At 58.0% G+C, this 16,371-nt stretch carries 15 protein-coding genes; 9 read left to right on the top strand and 6 right to left on the bottom strand.

Going from position 1 to position 16,371, the window contains the following annotated elements:
- Positions 1 to 72: 72 nt before the first annotated feature.
- The gene (locus AC5W54_RS07580; RefSeq protein WP_495961465.1) at positions 73 to 1,248 is read left to right on the top strand and encodes a DcaP family trimeric outer membrane transporter; all 1,176 of its coding nucleotides are present in this window, start codon (positions 73 to 75) and stop codon (positions 1,246 to 1,248) included.
- 166 nt (positions 1,249 to 1,414) lie between these two features.
- Here AC5W54_RS07580 and AC5W54_RS07575 read toward each other — a convergent pair whose 3' ends face one another.
- A complete protein-coding gene (locus AC5W54_RS07575; RefSeq protein WP_495961614.1) occupies positions 1,415 to 1,762 on the bottom strand; it encodes a type 2 periplasmic-binding domain-containing protein in 348 nt (115 codons plus the stop codon).
- 1,274 nt (positions 1,763 to 3,036) lie between these two features.
- Here AC5W54_RS07575 and AC5W54_RS07570 point away from each other — a divergent pair.
- The 6 genes from AC5W54_RS07570 (at position 3,037) to nadC (ending at position 10,385) form a co-directional block, all read left to right on the top strand.
- Positions 3,037 to 4,350, top strand: a complete 1,314-nt coding sequence (locus AC5W54_RS07570; RefSeq protein WP_495961464.1) for a Rieske 2Fe-2S domain-containing protein — start codon at positions 3,037 to 3,039, stop codon at positions 4,348 to 4,350.
- An 82-nt stretch (positions 4,351 to 4,432) separates the two neighbouring features.
- Positions 4,433 to 5,425 (top strand): ABC transporter substrate-binding protein, encoded by a 993-nt coding sequence (locus AC5W54_RS07565; protein WP_495961463.1) that lies wholly within the window; start codon positions 4,433 to 4,435, stop codon positions 5,423 to 5,425.
- A gap of 103 nt (positions 5,426 to 5,528) precedes the next feature.
- A complete protein-coding gene (locus tag AC5W54_RS07560) occupies positions 5,529 to 6,527 on the top strand; it encodes a TAXI family TRAP transporter solute-binding subunit (protein ID WP_495961462.1) in 999 nt (332 codons plus the stop codon).
- Between the two features lie 35 nt (positions 6,528 to 6,562).
- Positions 6,563 to 8,476 carry a TRAP transporter permease gene (locus AC5W54_RS07555; RefSeq protein WP_495961461.1) on the top strand — a complete coding sequence of 638 codons (1,914 nt, stop codon included), beginning with the start codon at positions 6,563 to 6,565 and terminating at the stop codon, positions 8,474 to 8,476.
- A gap of 133 nt (positions 8,477 to 8,609) precedes the next feature.
- Entirely contained in the window at positions 8,610 to 9,512 is a 903-nt protein-coding gene (locus tag AC5W54_RS07550; RefSeq protein WP_495961460.1) for a DMT family transporter, read from the top strand.
- Between the two features lie 24 nt (positions 9,513 to 9,536).
- Positions 9,537 to 10,385 (top strand): carboxylating nicotinate-nucleotide diphosphorylase, encoded by an 849-nt coding sequence (gene nadC / locus AC5W54_RS07545; protein WP_495961459.1) that lies wholly within the window; start codon positions 9,537 to 9,539, stop codon positions 10,383 to 10,385.
- An 88-nt stretch (positions 10,386 to 10,473) separates the two neighbouring features.
- Here nadC and AC5W54_RS07540 read toward each other — a convergent pair whose 3' ends face one another.
- From AC5W54_RS07540 to AC5W54_RS07525, 4 genes are read right to left on the bottom strand one after another with little or no spacing between them, the layout of a single operon-like run.
- Positions 10,474 to 11,235: a class II aldolase/adducin family protein gene (locus tag AC5W54_RS07540; protein WP_495961458.1), complete on the bottom strand. Its 762-nt coding sequence runs from the start codon at positions 11,233 to 11,235 to the stop codon at positions 10,474 to 10,476.
- Between the two features lie 46 nt (positions 11,236 to 11,281).
- A complete protein-coding gene (locus AC5W54_RS07535; protein WP_495961457.1) occupies positions 11,282 to 11,767 on the bottom strand; it encodes a MarR family winged helix-turn-helix transcriptional regulator in 486 nt (161 codons plus the stop codon).
- Positions 11,768 to 11,797: 30 nt separating this feature from the next.
- Positions 11,798 to 13,015 carry a Gfo/Idh/MocA family oxidoreductase gene (locus AC5W54_RS07530; RefSeq protein WP_495961456.1) on the bottom strand — a complete coding sequence of 406 codons (1,218 nt, stop codon included), beginning with the start codon at positions 13,013 to 13,015 and terminating at the stop codon, positions 11,798 to 11,800.
- 28 nt (positions 13,016 to 13,043) lie between these two features.
- Positions 13,044 to 13,994: a PDR/VanB family oxidoreductase gene (locus AC5W54_RS07525; protein ID WP_495961455.1), complete on the bottom strand. Its 951-nt coding sequence runs from the start codon at positions 13,992 to 13,994 to the stop codon at positions 13,044 to 13,046.
- Between the two features lie 479 nt (positions 13,995 to 14,473).
- Between AC5W54_RS07525 and AC5W54_RS07520 the strand changes: the two genes are divergently transcribed.
- Both AC5W54_RS07520 and AC5W54_RS07515 read left to right on the top strand, forming a co-directional pair.
- The gene (locus AC5W54_RS07520; protein WP_495961454.1) at positions 14,474 to 14,914 is read left to right on the top strand and encodes a hypothetical protein; all 441 of its coding nucleotides are present in this window, start codon (positions 14,474 to 14,476) and stop codon (positions 14,912 to 14,914) included.
- Between the two features lie 611 nt (positions 14,915 to 15,525).
- Positions 15,526 to 15,780 carry a DUF2798 domain-containing protein gene (locus tag AC5W54_RS07515; protein WP_495961453.1) on the top strand — a complete coding sequence of 85 codons (255 nt, stop codon included), beginning with the start codon at positions 15,526 to 15,528 and terminating at the stop codon, positions 15,778 to 15,780.
- A gap of 243 nt (positions 15,781 to 16,023) precedes the next feature.
- On the opposite strand, the gene AC5W54_RS07510 is transcribed toward AC5W54_RS07515, so the two are convergent.
- Entirely contained in the window at positions 16,024 to 16,371 is a 348-nt protein-coding gene (locus AC5W54_RS07510) for a type II toxin-antitoxin system VapB family antitoxin (RefSeq protein WP_495961452.1), read from the bottom strand.

The following is a 16,371-nucleotide window of genomic DNA, read 5'->3' as shown; positions in this document are numbered from 1 at the left end:
TTTGCTGTGTTGTGCCCAGGCGTTCATCCGTGAATGCAAATAATCATAATGCGATACGTTCAAGGTAGGTACATGACTGACTACAAGAACCTCAAGAAAGGCGCCATCCTCACGGTTTCCTCCCTGGCCATGGTGGTTTCACTGGCTTCCCACGCCTATGAGTTCGAGGTGGGAGAGACCACGGCCAGCATCTACGGTTATGTGAAGCTGGACATGATCTATGACGTCGATGCCGAGCTGCCGCCGCTGGGGGCCAATGCCGCCATTCCGCTGGATGGCGATCCGCGGTCCGAGATCACGGGGCATACCCAACTGCATGCCAAGCAGAGCCGTATCGCCTTCGCGACGTCGACCCCCACGGAAAGCGGGGATCTGAAGACCGTCATCGAGGGGGATTTCTATGGCGGAAGTGGTGATCGTGAGGAGTTCCGACTGCGCCACGCCTATGGGGAATGGAACGGCATTACCGCCGGTCAGACCACCAGTAACTTTGGCTTTATCCATGGCATGAACCGTATCGTGGATTTCAAGCCCCAGCCGGGTCTGCCGCAGGGGGCGCGCCAGGGTCAGTTGCGCTATTCCACCGGTGGCTTCTCGGTAGCACTGGAAGATCCGGGCAACCTCGGCGGTACCGTGGCCAGTGGCTTCACCCCGGGGGGAGGCTATGCCGAGCATGCCGCCCACAAGAACACCCTGCCCGACCTGACCCTGCGCTACATGGGACGGGTCGGCAGTCTGAACTACGGCGCCTCTGGGCTGCTGCGTCAATTGGAGGTCGATGATGGGGTGAACAGTGATAGCGCAGTTGGCTGGGGGGTAAACGTCGAGGCGGAATACCATGTCACGCCGGCCGTGACGCTGCGCGGTGGGGTGACTCATGGCAAGGGGATCGGCGGTTATATGGAGGAAGCTCCCGGCGCACCGGCCTATGTGGATCCGGCCACCGGAGACGTCGAACCTATCACCTTGACGGGCGGCACGGTAGGCATACGGGTTGCGGCTGGTCCAGGCCATATCAACCTCGGCTATGGGTATGCTACCGCCGATCTGGATGACGCCATCGATGCCGGGGTCGCCAACGCCGATATTGCCAATGAAACCTTTACGGACCTCCACTTGAACTACATCTGGTCGGCGACGCGCAATGTCAGTTATGGCGTGGAAGTGAGTCGCCAGACCCGTGAGATTGCCAATGGTGAAGACGGCGATGCCGTGCGTCTGCAAGGCATGGTGATGTATCGCTTCTGAATCCGTGGCAGCGGCCGCCGAAGCGATCGCTCCCCGACAGTCGCTTGTCATGAGCTGTTCCGATCTGCTTGCCCCGGCCTGGCCGGGGCTTTTTCATTATCGGACGAGTCTGAATGCTTCGGGTGTGCCGGTCCTCTAGCCGGCTATGACCAGCTCGGGGTTCGATCTATTCAAAGCGACAGCGGGGTGATGTAGCGGGTGAAGAGGGTGGCCAAGGCTGGGCGCCCGAGTTCAGGGGAACGCCCCTGAGCTTGAGCAGCCCGAGGGTGATGGGCGGGAAGGGGGGCAGGGCGTCGAAGCTGGCCAGCCCCTGGCCAGACAGGGGATCCCGGAACAGGATACGCGGCCCGAAGCCGATCAGGTCGGTCCGACGCATCATCTCGGTCATGAGGGTAGGCGAGTCGCATCTGACCGCCTGGCGCGACAAGCCGAGCCCTTGCCCCTCCAGCCAGGCCACCAGTTGCTGGGCCAGGCTGCCGGCGGCCAGATTCAGCACCCAGCGTGCCTCGACCAGCTGTGACCAGGCTTTCGCCGTGAGCAGGGGTGGCCCGTGCGGGCCGCGGGCTCAGCCAAGATCTGTGCCAGGGGCTCGAAGGCGGTTTTCTCCTTCTCCGGGCCGGGCGAAGGCATCCGCTTGGGGGTTCGATGGCCTGGGCCCCTACCAGACCCTGCTGGTCCTCTTCCCCTCGATCTCTCTGGTCCTGGTGCAGATGATGGGGTGACCCCGAGTCCCGGACTGCAGGCCGAAGTGGGTTACGGCAGGCCGGTGGGGGCTGTCGAGTCGGAATTCTTCGTAGCGCTATCGGGGGCGTGCCTGCGGGCCGTCACTCGGAGGTTCCTTCCACTGTCCGATAGCGCTGCAGGTGGTGGTTCGGGACGTTGGGGTTGAAGTAGGCCCGGTTCGGTGGACACCCGACCCTTTGAGAAGGAGGAGTCCGCCATGGCAAGTCGTTACGGGGTCTGCGACAAGGGCAGAGTTCTCGTTGAGGATATCGCGCCACCGGCGCAATCTACGGGGCAGCGCCGTGGCTATGATCGCCAGATGATGCACGGTTTCTTCTGGATCCGTTTCCCGGGCGCCAGGTGGCGCGACTGCCCAGAGCGCTCCACGGCGACGAAGGGCCTCTCGGCGCGGTGGCTCTGGTCGTGCAGGCGCGGTGCCAGGAACTCCCTGCCGGTACAATCTCGCCTAGCAGCATGCAGGGGGAGTTCCTCGGAGGGTGCAGCGCTGTTGAGCATGGCGAGCATCTCCAGGAAGGCCCGCGTCGAGCCGATGGGCGCTCAGTTCTCCTGGCCGCGGGTGCGGCCTCTTCCCTCCATGATGGGCTGTGCGTGCCTGCAGCACGTAGAGCTCATCAATCACTTGCGCCTCGTGGAACTGCTTGGCAAAGGCCTCGTGGTTGGGCCAAACCTCGGCCAGCTTACCTCTGGACCGGGTGGTCCTCTCTCACTTTGCTGATCACGCCTGCATCCTGATGGCTCTCCCCTGCCCGTGGCTTGCTCCATCACACTTTAGATGGCAGCTCTGGCCGGGAGAATACGGGTGATCTGTGCTTCACCTCAGAGTTTCTTCGTGTCGTGCAGCCAAGCCCCGGAAGGCTCACGGTGGTGCAGCTGGAGGGAGGGGCCACGTCAGCATCGCGGTGCCCGATACACGGGGATGCGACTTTGGTCTGTTTGACATGGCGGCTGGAGGCGCTATGGTTAGAGATGTAAGTTAGATATCTAAGTATATCGGCGAGACCTACTCGTATAGCTCACTATCCCTTGAAACGGAGACCGTGCCTTATGCTGACACAAGAAGAGAACGATCTACTGTGCCGTGTCGAAGGTGACGCCCCCATGGGGCAGATCATGCGTCGACACTGGCTGCCCGCTTGCCTATCCGAGGAAGTCGAGGAGCCGGACGGTGATCCGGTGCGGGTTCGGCTGCTCGGTGAGGATCTGGTGGCCTTCCGGGATACCGAAGGGCGCGTGGGGGTGCTGGACGAGATGTGCCCGCATCGGCGCGCGTCGCTGGTGCTGGGTCGTAACGAAGAGTGTGGACTGCGCTGCCTTTACCATGGCTGGAAGATGGATGTCGAGGGCAATGTCCTGGAGATGGCTTCCGAGCCACCGGAATCGAAGATGACCGAGAAGGTCAAGCACAAGGCGTACCCCACCCATGAGGCGGCCGGATTTGTCTGGGTCTACATGGGGCCGCCCGAGGAGCAGCCGGAGTTCATGCCGCCGGTGTTCCAGCCGACGCCTGAAACCAAGGTGTCCATCTCCAAGGTGATCGTCGATTGCAACTGGGCCCAGATCCTCGAGGGCGCCATCGACTCGGCCCACTCCTCGAGCCTGCATTCCACCGACATGGTGCCGGCCCGCAAGGAAGGCGCCGAGGCTACCGACAAGCTCTGGCTGCGCCCCTCCACGGACAAGGCGCCGCGCCTGGAGGTGCAGCAGACGCCGTTCGGCTTCCGGTACGCGGCGCTTCGGCGGCCGATCAAGGATGCCAAGACGCACCATTATGTGCGCACCACGCTGTTCATCGCGCCCTATACCGTGCAGATTCCCCCGAATAATCTCTACGAGATCGCGATCCTGCATGTGCCGATCGATGATACCCATACGGCGTTCCATTTCATCGCCTGGGGCGATGCGAGCACCACGCCGGATACCGAGTCCTGGCGCAAGTTTCTCCGCACGCAGGTCGGGCTCGACGTGGACAAGCACTTCCGCAAATTCCGCACCCGCGAGAACAACTACTGGCAGGATCGTCGCATCATGCAACTCGGTACCAGCTTCACCGGGATCGAGGGCATCCCCAACCAGGATATTGCGATGTGGGAAACCATGGGCCCGATTGCCGATCGTAGCCATGATCGTCTCGGTGCGAGCGACCTGGCGATCGTCGAGTTCCGTCGCCAGATGGTCCAGGCCGCCAAGACCATGCAACAAGGGGGGCCGGCTATCGGCACCGAGGAGCCGCGGATCCCGCATTACAAGCTCAACTCCTTCCAGGGCATCGTCCCCAAGGAGGAGGATTGGCGTCAATTGGGTACCGCCCCGGAAGAGGCGGAGCTGTATGACGGCAAGCAGCACCCCTCCACACCTTAGGGAGTCGAGACGCTGAGCCCATTAGCAAGCCCTCTCATGTTGCTGAACATCGCGATTCACGGATAACAAAGCAGGAACCCTGATGAACAAGCTGGAACTTTCGGTTGCCGTCGGTAATTACGACCGCGTGAGGCCATTGATCGATGAGGAAGTGCAGATCGATGGTGTAGATCCGGTATTCATGCTGCATGACCCGGAGGAGATATTCTTTCGTGCCTTTCGTCATGCCGACTTCGATATCACCGAGCTCTCGTTGAGCAGCTACACCGTGAAGACAGCGGCGGGTAATTGTCCCTATATCGGGGTGCCCGTCTTTCCCTCGCGCGCCTTTCGGCATACCTCCATCTATATTCGGACCGATCGCGGTATCGAATCGCCGGCCGACCTGCGGGGCAAGCGCATTGGCGTACCCGAATATCAGTTGACCGCCAATGTCTGGGCCCGCTTGTTCCTCGAGGAGGATCATGGCCTCCAGCCCCGTGATGTGACCTGGATGCGTGGTGGTTACGAGGAACCGGGCCGGGTCGAGAAGATCAACCTCGATCTCCCCGACGGAGTCCGCGTGGAGAACATTCCCGAGGGAGAAACACTCTCCGGCATGCTGGCTTCTGGCGAGCTGGATGCGGTAATGGGGCCGCGCGCTCCATCCTGTTTCATGCAGGAGCATCCCCATGTGGGTTACCTCTACCGTGATCCTCAACGGGCAGCCTCGGACTGGTACCGCCGAACCGGTATCTTCCCCATCATGCATCTGCTGGGTATTCGCAAGACGCTTGTAGAGCGCCATCCCTGGCTGCCATTCTCCGTCTACAAGGCTTTCGAGCAATCCAAGGCCAAGGCACTGGCGAAGCTCAGTGACACCTCGGCAACCAAGGTGACACTTCCGTTCGTCGAGGACCAGCTACAAGCCGCCCGGCGCCTGATGGGTGAGGATTTCTGGTCCTACGGCTTTGCTCCCAACCGGCACACGCTGGAGCGGTTTCTCGAGCAACACCACGCGGAGGGGCTGTCCCCGCGGCTCCTGAAGCCGGAGGAACTGTTTCATCCCGCCACACTGGAAAGCTTCAAGATCTGATTGTCCTTGGGATGGACGGTTGTATCCGTCGCGCAGTGACACCTTTACAACAACAAGCACCCCCAGAGAACCAATGACGACGTAAGTGAAAAGAGGTTAACAAATGAAAAACTCAATCAAGAAATCCGTGATGGCCATGGCCCTTGTCGTTCCTGGGCTGATGATAAATGTCGCATCGGCCCAAGAATATAATCTCACCGTTGCCGGTGCCTCGCCAGGAGGGCTGTGGTCACTGCTGGGCGCCGGCCTGGACAGTGCCGTGAAAGCCGAATATCCCGGCTCGACCGTGACCTATCAGACCTCGGGGGGCGGTATCGCCAATGTGGCAGTGCTGCAGCGCGGTGATGCCAGCCTGGGTATTGTCGAGGATGCCGTGCTGCAGCTGGCTCGCGATGGGGCAGCCCCCTTCCGCGAGCCTGCCAATGACGATATCAGGGTACTTTCCTATCTCTACACCTGGGCGCCGATGCAGGCCGTAATAAGGAAAGAGTTTGCCGAAAAGCATGGCATCTCCAGCTTTGCGGATATCGCCGAGGTCAAGCCACCGATCACCATTGCCATTAACAAACGCGGTAATATCGCATCGAGTGTTGCGGAAGCCATGCTGGAGGCCATCGGTGCGGGACCCGATGAAATCAAGAGCTGGGGAGGCGACATCATCTATGCCGCTTCCAGCGAGCAGTCGAGCCTGATTCAGGACCGTCGCATCGACATGTTCCTGAACAGCCTGTTCGTGGGACAGAGTTCGATCATGCAGGCGGCGTCGAGTGTCGATGTGAGTCTGTTGCCCCTGTCCGAGGACACCATACAGGAAGTTTCGGAGAAGACGGGAACCAACGCCTTCACGATTCCTGGGGGAGCCTACGACTGGGCGCCGGACGAAACACCAACCGTGTCGATCAGCGCTACCTTGGCCGTGCGGAGCGATATGGATGAAGACATGGCCTATAACCTGACCAAAGCGCTTTACGAAAACTATGAGAAGATCGCCGGTGTTCATCCGGCCATGGAAAGCCTGACACCGGAAATCATGGCGGATGTCGAAGTGGTGCCCTACCACGATGGCGCCGAGCGTTACCTCAAGGAAGTCGGCCTCCGCTAATAGGGAAAAGAGTGTTGCTGCTCAGAGGTTTGTCAATGAATCACTTCTTCTCGATTGTAACGGGAACCGGCGCCAAGCGAACCCTCACGGGCAAGCTGGGGATGGCAGTGCATGGATGCGCTGCCCTCGTGGCGCTGGCTGTCATCTATACAACGACGATCGTGTATGTGGATCTGTATGCCATGATGGTCGTTTTCCTTTCCGCCATGCTGGCCTTGCTGTTCCTCAATGTGAGCGCTGGGCCCAAGGGGCGTCAGGACCGCCCCAGCGTGTTCGACTGGTGTCTTGTCGTGGCGAGTCTCGTTGTTGGTCTCTATTTTCTCGTGGAAAGCCAGCGGATCGTCGAGCGCATCACCTTGCTATTCCCACTAGAGACATTTGACTTGCTGGCGGCCAGCGTGCTCCTAGTACTGACCATCGAGGCGACGAGACGTACGGTCGGCTTTGGCCTGACCAGTGTCGTCCTGGTCTTTGTCGTCTACAACCTTTGGGGGCACGGCTTACCGGGAGCACTTGGTTTCCGGGAGGTCAGCTACAATCACTTTCTCGATATCATGATGTTCACCTCGGATGGCCTGTTCGGGGTGCCGCTTCGCGTCGCGGCGACCTATGCCTTCCTGTTCGTGATGTTCGGAACCTTCCTGTCCAAGGCGGGCGGTGCCGAGTTCTTCTATAATCTGGCTTCCGCGGTTGCCGGCCGTAGAACCGGCGGGCCGGCCAAGATCGCCGTCATTTCCTCGGCACTCTACGGTACCATGTCGGGGAGCCCGACCTCCGACGTCGTCACGACGGGCTCCGTTACTATCCCGATCATGCAGCGCCTCGGGTATAGCAAGCCACTATCGGGTAGCGTCGAAGTGGCCGCCTCCACCGGCGGAAGTCTGCTGCCCCCGGTCATGGGGTCCGCCGCTTTCATCATGGCGGAGTATACGGGCATCGAGTATCGCGATATCGCCATTGCCGGTATCATTCCCGCGCTGCTCTATTTCCTGTGCGTTTACGCGCAGGTACACTTGCGCTCCCAGAAACTGGGGCTGAGAGGATTGTCGAAGGAGGAAACCCCACCGCTGAAGGGGACTCTCAAGAACGGTGGCCTGTTCATCCTCCCGTTGGTTGCGTTGTCGGCGGCTCTGCTGATGGGGTATTCCCCGACCTTTGTCGCGGCGCTTGCCACGGCGGTGGTGTTGATCGTCTCGGCGGTCCGTAGTTCGACCCGGATGGGACCCAAGGCGATCTGGGATGCCCTGGCCGTCACCACGCTACGCATGGTCTCCGTCGTGGCGGCCTGTGCGGCGGCTGGGCTGGTGATCGGGGGGATCTCCATGACGGGTCTAGGCGGCAAGTTTGCCGATCTCGTCTACTTGCTGGCCGGTGATACTGCCTTCTTGGCACTGATCATCTCCGCCATACTGGCGATCATCCTGGGCATGGGCATGCCGACTCCCTCGGCCTTCATCCTGGCGGCCGTGCTAGTGGGGCCCACCTTGCTGGGCCTGGACTTCAGCGTCCTTCAGACCAACATGTTTATCCTCTACTTCGCCGTGCTCTCGGCCATGACACCCCCGGTGGCGGTGGCCGCCTTCGCCGCTTCGGCCATCGCGGATGCCAAGCCCCTGGAGATTGCCACCGGGGCCGTAAGGTTGGCCATTACGGCTTTCATCGTGCCCTTTGCCTTCGTGTATGGTGAGGGACTGCTGATGGTCGGCGACTGGATGGAGATCGCCGTTACCTGTATTACCGCGGTGATCGGTGTCCTGCTGCTGAGTATCGCGGTGGAAGGGTACTGGCGCGGACGAGTCATCATGCTTCCGAGGCTTGGCTTTGGCTTGGCAGGACTGCTCTTCATCACTCCAAGCTGGTGGGCGGTTGCCTTGGCGATGATCGTGGTCGCCATAGCGATTATCGCCACACCTCATTTGCGGCTGCATCGGCATAAGGCGATGGTATGATATAAAAAGTAGTTGCTTGTTTATAATAACCTATTCTCATAGAGGCCAGGCTACACGCCATGAGTTATCGGCGTTAACTTGGTCTCTATGAGTGATTTATTATTTTAAGGCCGTGGTGTTGAACTCGGTGATAATGCCCATCCTGCTTTCCCTGTTGTCTTCGCTGATGTTCGCCGCTACTTTTGTTCTTGTGAAGATTGGTGTCAAGACCTCATCATCCCTTACGGCACTATGGGTGACCCTGTCGACTAACGTGGTTTTTCTGTGGGGCTGGAGTCTTCTCAGGGATGACTGGCAGCTCACGGAGTGGTGGGAATGGCGTCACTTTGTCTTGGCTGGAATTTTTGCTCCCCTTCTTGGTCGGTTGTTCCAGATTCTTGGTATGGCAAGCTTGGGTGCGAATATCACTACTCCGATCACATTGACGCATCCATTGTTTACCGTGCTACTGGCCATCATTTTTCTTGGTGAAGGCGTTGATCTTGCAGTGCTCCCGGGGATCGGGCTTGTTCTGTTAGGTACTGCTTTTCTTGGTTCACAGAGTGGACAACAGACTGTGCATTCATCAGTTGACACTTCCAGATGGTATCTTTTCCTTCCTTTGGCTGCATCGCTTTTTTATGGTGTGTCAATAGTATTCAGGAAAATAGGCATTGATAATGGAACAGATCCAGTAATTGCAGCCGCAGTCACCACGACAGCTTCCTGGGTTATATTGGCAAGCTATCTGATATTTTCCAAGGCTATTCGTGGTATTTCCAGGCATGTCAATGTTGCTGTTTGTGGTCGTGGTGAGTTTTTCATTTTTGTAGTTTCTGGTCTTTTCTCAAGTCTCGGTCCTGTATTTCTTTATATGGCCCTTCAGGATGGAAGGCTTTCCGTTGTTGCTCCATTGGCTTCAACGACTCCCTTTTTTGTATTGCTGATGTCCGTGTTTTTTAGGAATGGAGAAGATGTGGTGAATCGATGGGTTGTGCTAGGCACCATTGCTATGGTGGCGGGCATTAGTTCAATTGTGTATTTTGGAATTGTATAGAAAGTATGAAACGGTGGATTTTTAATGTATAAGCTTGATAAGCATGTGCTCAACAAAGAGGTAAAAAGAAACGTAGCTTCTGCACTTGAAGAAGACCTCGGAAGTGGCGATATTACAGCGCGACTGGTGTCCGATGTGTGTGAGGCAGAAGCTTGCATCATCGCGAAGGAAGATGCCATTGTTTGTGGCACTACTTGGGTTGACGAGACCTTCAAGCAGCTCGATCCTCGAGTCGATGTTGAGTGGAAAGTCGCCGATGGTGATTGCGTCACGGCCGGTCAGACAATCTGTAACATTTCAGGAAATGCCAGATCACTGCTCAGCGGAGAGCGAAGCGCGCTCAATTTTCTCCAGGTTCTCTCGGGTACTGCGACCCGAAGTCGCTATTTTTCCCGGTTAATCGAAGGAACGTTGGTGAAATTGCTGGATACTCGCAAGACCTTACCCGGCTTGCGCCTAGCTCAGAAATATGCGGTAACCTGCGGTGGTTGTCTCAGTCACCGTATGGGCCTGTATGATGGCTATCTCATCAAGGAGAATCATATTGCGGCTTGTGGGGGTATCGCCATGGCGATAGACGAAGCAAGGCGTCTGGCACCCCAGAAGCCTATCGAAGTGGAAGTCGAAGACTTCGAGGAGTTCGAGCAAGCTCTCGAGGCGAGGCCCGACATGATCATGCTGGACAACTTCGGTGTCGAGGACATGCGCACGGCGGTGCGTGTGGCGACAGGACGCGTGATGCTCGAGGCCTCGGGAGGCGTAACGGAGGCCACCTTGATCGATATAGCAAGGACGGGGGTGGATTACATCTCCCTTGGCACCCTGACTAAGGACCTAAAGGCTATCGATCTTTCGATGCGTCTATCGATGTGAAAAGACAAGATACCCTTGGGGCTGCCGACTTCACTTAAATATCAAGCGTGGAGTCGACAGCTGGTGGTGTCTCCGATGTGCCAAGGCCTCAAATTCCGAGATGGGCTTGCGCCTGGCGTGCCCGCATTTTCCATAGTTGCCAGGGCCTCTCCACCTGCCCCTCGGTCGTCTCCCTGGCTGCGTTGGCCTCCTCGGGAGTCAGGTACTCGATGGGGCCAAGTCGTAGCGCATCAGCTTGAAGCTGCGCATTCACTTCGACATAGATGGCTCGGTAGACCGCGTGCTTCAAGGTTGGCCCGGTGACCGTCGCGCCATGCCCGCGCATCAACACGACATTGTTGTTTCCCAGGGAGTCGGCAAGCGAAGCCCCCAGCGAACGATCCCGGATCAACAGGTCAGTCGCTGTGCCTGCCGTGTCCCGGATCTCGAAGATCGGCGCGCCTGCACCCAGGAAGCCGCTCATGTGGCACATCGGCCGCAAGGGAGTCGACTTGACGGCACTGAAGGGGACGACGGAAGGGGAGTGACTATGCACAACCGCCATGACATCCGGTCGCGCACGGTAGATCTCGCCATGAATGAAGCGCTCAAGATAGACGGAGCGGCCATCGGCATCGATGGGGTTGCCATCGAGATCGAACGTCAGGATATCATCCAACGTGACGAGCCCGGGAGCCATGTTGCGCGCCAGCAGAAACCGTTCGGAATGTTCCGGGTGCCGGATGCTGACATGGCCGAAGGCATCGAGTACGCCTTCATTGAAAAGGATATGGTTGGCATCTACCAGGTCCCCCAATAGTTCTTCTTTACTTTGGGTGGCCGTAACCGAGGTCGAAACATTGGTATTCATCGCTATCCCATAGGATGGTGAGTATGAGGGTGATGGTGGTCAGGAATTATTCGTTGGCCGCAGCCAGGTTGCTGATGATCTTGAGCAAGGTGCGTCGTGTCACGCGGAGATCTTCACATTCGACACCCTGCACGGCAATATCGTTGACTTCTTCCGCCAGGGGGATCAGGGTTTCCTTGAGATCGCGTCCCTTCTTTGTCAGGTAGATATGGATGTTCTTGCGGTTACCATTCAGTTGTCGGCGTTCGATCAGGCCGTTGGCTTCCATCGCCTTCAGGGCGGTAAAGGTCGTGGGCTCCATCAGGCCAGCCTGTTCGCTGAGCTCGCGTTGGGTCAATCCTTCCGTTACCCAGAGGATACGCAGGAACGACCAGTGACCAAAGCTGACTGAGTGCTCCGCCAAGCGTGTCTGCAGGCTTTTTGTCAGAACTCGTCCAGCATCACGTATCAAGTGAGCCAGGCGATCGTCCGGCACATCCTCTTGCCAATGACGAAGAACCGTTTTGGTTTCCTGGTTGGTAGTACGAGGCATCGTGGCGTCCTCCAAGAATGCAATATTGCCCTAATCCAAAGTTCCATTATAACACACCGGTTCCGGCACACTTGCCTGGTGGGATAGCATGACTTCATGGTCATGCCGGGCGGATTCCAGCAGCGCCAGGCAGACTTCCATCGTTGCCATGCCCCATTCGCCGGTGTGAATGGGGCGACGGTCATGGCGTATGGCACCTATCAGTTCATCCAGGACTTCACGCCTCGGGATCTCCGGTGGCGGCAAGGGTTCCAGATGGCGGTGAGTATGGGCATAGACCTGCACCCCGTTCGGCATAGGACGAAGGTCGGCGTCATCGCAGGAAACGAGGACGAAGCCGAAATGATTGTGTGCGGTGTCCTGTGGTTGGCTATTGGCCAGGGACAGGCCGGCGCCATAGGTGCGGGTATTCTTGAGGGCGGCTTCCTCTTCGGGTCCTTGAATCTCCGCCAGCTTCGCCCTGGCACCGCCATACTGGTCGGGATCTCGAGGCTGCCCCAGTTCGCCTGACCATCCGCAGAGTTCATCGCTGTCGAAATGCGCGAAGCCACTGTAGGTCATGTTGGCAAAGACACCATTGTCAAAGGTGAGCAGCGCACTGTAGGCGCCTTCCGTGGGGCGGGCAGGATCCCAGCTTCCAGTGGCGGCCCGCACGCTCTTGACGTGCCCTCCGCCGAGCAGACGAACGATATCGACCTGATGAGCGGCCTGGCTGAACACCACACCGCCACCCTGCGACGTGTCCAGCTCTTCCGGACGGCGGGGGCGGTAGAGAAAGTCGGTGTAGTTGAGGGCACTGATCATGCGCACCGCCCCGAAGTCCTGGCGGTCGATCATCTCGCGGGTGCGCAGATAGGGCGCATCGAAGCTATGGCTGTGTCCGACGACCAGCCAGCGACCGGCGCGGTGCATGGCATCGATCATGGCCTGGCAATCCCCGAGGGAGAGTGCCATCGGCTTCTCGACCAGTACATGCTTGCCATGTGCCGCCGCCAGTTCGACATGCTCGCGATGAAACTGGTGGGGAGTGGCGACATATACCGCTTCCACGTCGGGATCGGCGCACAGATCGGCGACTTCGGCGTAGGTGGTGGCGGCGAAATCGGCACGGAACTGCCGGCGGGCCTCCGAGCGTGGATCGGCAGCCGCCACCAGGCGGATACCGGGGTGGGCCGCGAGGGTGGGCAACAGCAGCATGAAGCCGCGGCCCAACCCCGCGATGCCGAGTTTCAAGCGTGGCACTGTCATGGTGCGGACTCCGTGGTGAAGCAATGGATCATTCGGGCAGATCGATCACCAGTTCCTTCGAACACGCGCGCGAGACGCAGACCATGATGTGGTCCTCTCGCTCGGCCTCCGACAGTACCAGGTCACGGTGCTCCGCCTCTCCCTCCAGAAGCCGCGTCCGACAGGAGCCACAGGTGCCGCTTTCGCAGGAGTAGGGCACATGGTGGCCGTTCACTCTCAATGCCTCGAGGATCGAGACGCCTGCCGGTACCGGAATCGCCTCGCCGGTCTTGTGGAGGCGTACGGTGAAGGGCGTGTCCTCTGCCGCGCTGGCCGACTGGTTCGCGCCGAAGTCCTCGAAGTGCACACTGGAGGGTGTCCAATGGCCGGTCATGTCGCGAACCGCTTCCATCAGCCCCCGGGGGCCGCAACAGTAGATGTGGGCCCCCTTGGGCTGCTCGAGGACCGGCCATAGGTCATAGGCGTTGTCGGGATCGCCATGGTCATGATGGATCACCACCTTTCCTCGATACTCGGGAGCGCTGAGTTCCTCGAGAAAGGCGGCTTGCGACGGCTCGCGCGTCAGGTAGTAGAGCTTGAAGGGTTTGCCTCCGGTGGCCCGCAGGTGGTGAATCATCGAGAGAATCGGGGTGATGCCGATTCCGCCGGCGATGAAGATGTAGCGAGCGGGGTTGCCTGTCAGCTCGAAGTCGTTGTGCGGCGCCGATACCTTGAGGCGATCGCCCACCCGGGTTTCGTCAACCAGGCTCTTCGATCCGCCGGTGCCTTCCTCCTCGCGCTTGACCGCAATGACATACCGATCCTGCTCGTCGGGATCATTGCACAGCGAGTAGTGCCGCACCTGGCCGCTGGGAGTCTCGAGGCGCACATGAGCGCCGGGTGTGAATTCGGGAAGGTCGTCGCCATCGGGATCAGCGAGCTCTATGCGGTAGATGCCATCGGCGATCGCGTCCAGTGCGGTGACGACCAGTTCACTCATGGGGAGTTCGTCGGAGGGGCTAGCCATAGGATACCAACCTTTCTTGTCGTGTGGCTGAATATACTTCTATATCTAAGTATTTTTTCGGCGACAATGCAAGGCATGGCGCTGCGACTTTGGTCGCATGCGTCGGGTGTTGCCTGTAGTGGCTCGACACGCTTCCGTCCTGACTGCGGAGAGTGCTGGCATGACCCTGAAGAGATGGGTGCGAGGGGCGCTCAGGTCCGTTGGGCTATGCGCCGCCGGTGCAGTATGTCAACGAAGTACAGCCAGGGAGCGAAACCCGTATTGAGCGTGGGCTCCTGTCAATGGCCATCAGAGGAGAGGTCACTGGGGTGAAGTCGTCGGTTATTCCTTATGAGAGAAAAATGACCTGTGTCAAAGAAAATATTACATTCCGTCCTATTATAGTTAGGCATGGAAGTATTTTGAGGGGTGCGTTCTTTGCACTGATTTACCTGCCTGGAGGATGAGTCGTTATGAATATACGCATTGATTGTTTGGTGGCTGGCATGCACAGGGTTTCGGATTTTTTCTATAAACGTTCTCTCTCGAAAGTGGTTCTCGATATACAGGAGGGATCTACTGAAACCTATCGGAAGCTGATCCAGGATGCCGATTTCAAACTAGAAGTCGATTTTGAGAGAGAGGTGGCGAGGCAGCTGAGTAATGGTGCCCGCTGGGGCTTGATACCTGCCGAAACGCTGATGCCGGTGATGATGAGTCGGTTTGGAGTGTCAAGGAGTGACTTTTCAACTACAGAGTCGTCTCAGCTTGAAGCCTTGGAGGAGGCTTGCAATAATTGTCCGGTAGTTGGTGTCTGCTGGAAGTCCATGCGCTCAGGAGCTTCTGTCGCGGAGGCTCGAAATTTCTGTCCCAGTGCGAAAATTTTTGAAAGGTTGGGTAAGGTTGTACAGTGACGATATAGCCTATGACATGTGTTCCCTTGGGCGGAGCTCTATGGCCGAGTAGTAGTCGTCCCATCGAGTCGCGGCCTCGAGTTCTATCAGGGAGCCACAGGGCGTATCGATGCATTGTGCCGGCCACCATGCCCGCGTGAAAATAAGAACGCGCCATTCGTGCCGGCGCGTTCGGATGGCGAGGTGTAGCGGCGCGCAGTTCCGGTTGCTGAGGCGGTAACTGCCGTTGAGCTGAGCCATAGTCGAGCAGGATCCAGGCGGCTTCCTGCACCCCGTACTCCGGCCACGGGATGTGACACTAGATATCGATGGCTTGCCCAGGAAGTCTGCAGACACTAAGATAGGTTCGTCGTACAACGGGCATGTCAAGGCATCCACCTACTCGCCACTGATCATCTCGCTGGCCGAAATCGGCGACATGGTTGGAGATGTGCTGCTCTAGGGCATCGCTGCCCAGTCGGAGGATGTCGATACTTGGGATCCCCACCAGTCTAGGTTCGCCTGAAGCCTATGATCAACCGATCAGAGCATAGATAACCTGTTAGGTTGTCCAGAAGATGGGGCTTTGCTTTAGGCTGTTGTTATATGAATATTTTTAGCGCGGAGGGGTTATGATATTTCCACCTAGGCTAATGCCCTTGGTGTTTTCAGTGCTGATGTCAATCTATATGGTGACATTGATGACATGTTTGATTACATGGGTTAATACCGGTCTCGACGAAGGGTTCTTAAGCCGATGGTGGCGAGCCTTCTATATCTCTTGGCCAATTGCCTTCTTGCTAATTCTTCTCGGCGCACCTCGGATTCAGAAAGTGGCTGCAAAACTGATCCGTATGCCCAGTGCATGTCGGAACACGGGTGATTGATGAAGTCTTGGTTTTTATGGTTATTTATCAAGTCCATCATTGATCTAAGGTTTGCAGTTTTTCCGTTGGTTGCAGTTCGGGATGATATGATGTGCTCAGGTTGAGTAAATGAGGTGGTCGATAGATTGCACACACATGGTTGCGCGTAGAAGTAGTATGCAACTCGTGGCAAAGGTATCCAAAAATCCACTAATTTATGACGAAAGTTGTGATATTAACGGCATCACCAAAAAATATCTGTATTTAAGTTTTTTGGGTCAATGTCGCCATGGAGTCTCCTACCCTGTACTGCGTCATCGCCAGGTCGCTCTCGAGCAAGTCGACCAAGGCAGCATTCCGGTGCCTGAAGTGATCCACCCATACCGAAGTGTCGACGAGTACGCTCATGACTCCGCCGGATCCCCGCGACGCCGGGGGATATCCTGCATTTCCGGTGCCGTCCCCCAAGGCCGCCAGGCGCCGGCCCGCTTGCACCCGCACATAGGTCTTGATGGCCTCCCGGACGATATCGGCTGGCTTGTCCATGCCCGACTCGGCGAGGCTCACCGCCTGTTCGTACAGGGCGTCATCAATGGTGATGGTAGTGCGCAT

The organism is Halomonas sp. LMYGS-3, assembly GCF_059509875.1.
Note: the sequence above shows the minus strand (reverse complement) of the source record. Positions and strands in the feature narration are given on the sequence as shown.

Bases quoted from the DNA above. Each gene is read 5' to 3' on its own strand.
- AC5W54_RS07580 (WP_495961465.1), top strand. From the start codon at position 73: ATGACTGACTACAAGAACCTCAAGAAAGGCGCCATCCTCACGGTTTCC.
- AC5W54_RS07570 (WP_495961464.1), top strand. From the start codon at position 3,037: ATGCTGACACAAGAAGAGAACGATCTACTGTGCCGTGTCGAAGGTGAC.
- AC5W54_RS07565 (WP_495961463.1), top strand. From the start codon at position 4,433: ATGAACAAGCTGGAACTTTCGGTTGCCGTCGGTAATTACGACCGCGTG.
- AC5W54_RS07560 (WP_495961462.1), top strand. From the start codon at position 5,529: ATGAAAAACTCAATCAAGAAATCCGTGATGGCCATGGCCCTTGTCGTT.
- AC5W54_RS07555 (WP_495961461.1), top strand. From the start codon at position 6,563: ATGAATCACTTCTTCTCGATTGTAACGGGAACCGGCGCCAAGCGAACC.
- AC5W54_RS07550 (WP_495961460.1), top strand. From the start codon at position 8,610: ATGCCCATCCTGCTTTCCCTGTTGTCTTCGCTGATGTTCGCCGCTACT.
- nadC (WP_495961459.1), top strand. From the start codon at position 9,537: ATGTATAAGCTTGATAAGCATGTGCTCAACAAAGAGGTAAAAAGAAAC.
- AC5W54_RS07540 (WP_495961458.1), bottom strand. From the start codon at position 11,235: ATGAATACCAATGTTTCGACCTCGGTTACGGCCACCCAAAGTAAAGAA.
- AC5W54_RS07535 (WP_495961457.1), bottom strand. From the start codon at position 11,767: ATGCCTCGTACTACCAACCAGGAAACCAAAACGGTTCTTCGTCATTGG.
- AC5W54_RS07530 (WP_495961456.1), bottom strand. From the start codon at position 13,015: ATGACAGTGCCACGCTTGAAACTCGGCATCGCGGGGTTGGGCCGCGGC.
- AC5W54_RS07525 (WP_495961455.1), bottom strand. From the start codon at position 13,994: ATGAGTGAACTGGTCGTCACCGCACTGGACGCGATCGCCGATGGCATC.
- AC5W54_RS07520 (WP_495961454.1), top strand. From the start codon at position 14,474: ATGAATATACGCATTGATTGTTTGGTGGCTGGCATGCACAGGGTTTCG.
- AC5W54_RS07515 (WP_495961453.1), top strand. From the start codon at position 15,526: ATGATATTTCCACCTAGGCTAATGCCCTTGGTGTTTTCAGTGCTGATG.
- AC5W54_RS07510 (WP_495961452.1), bottom strand. From the start codon at position 16,371: ATGCGCACTACCATCACCATTGATGACGCCCTGTACGAACAGGCGGTG.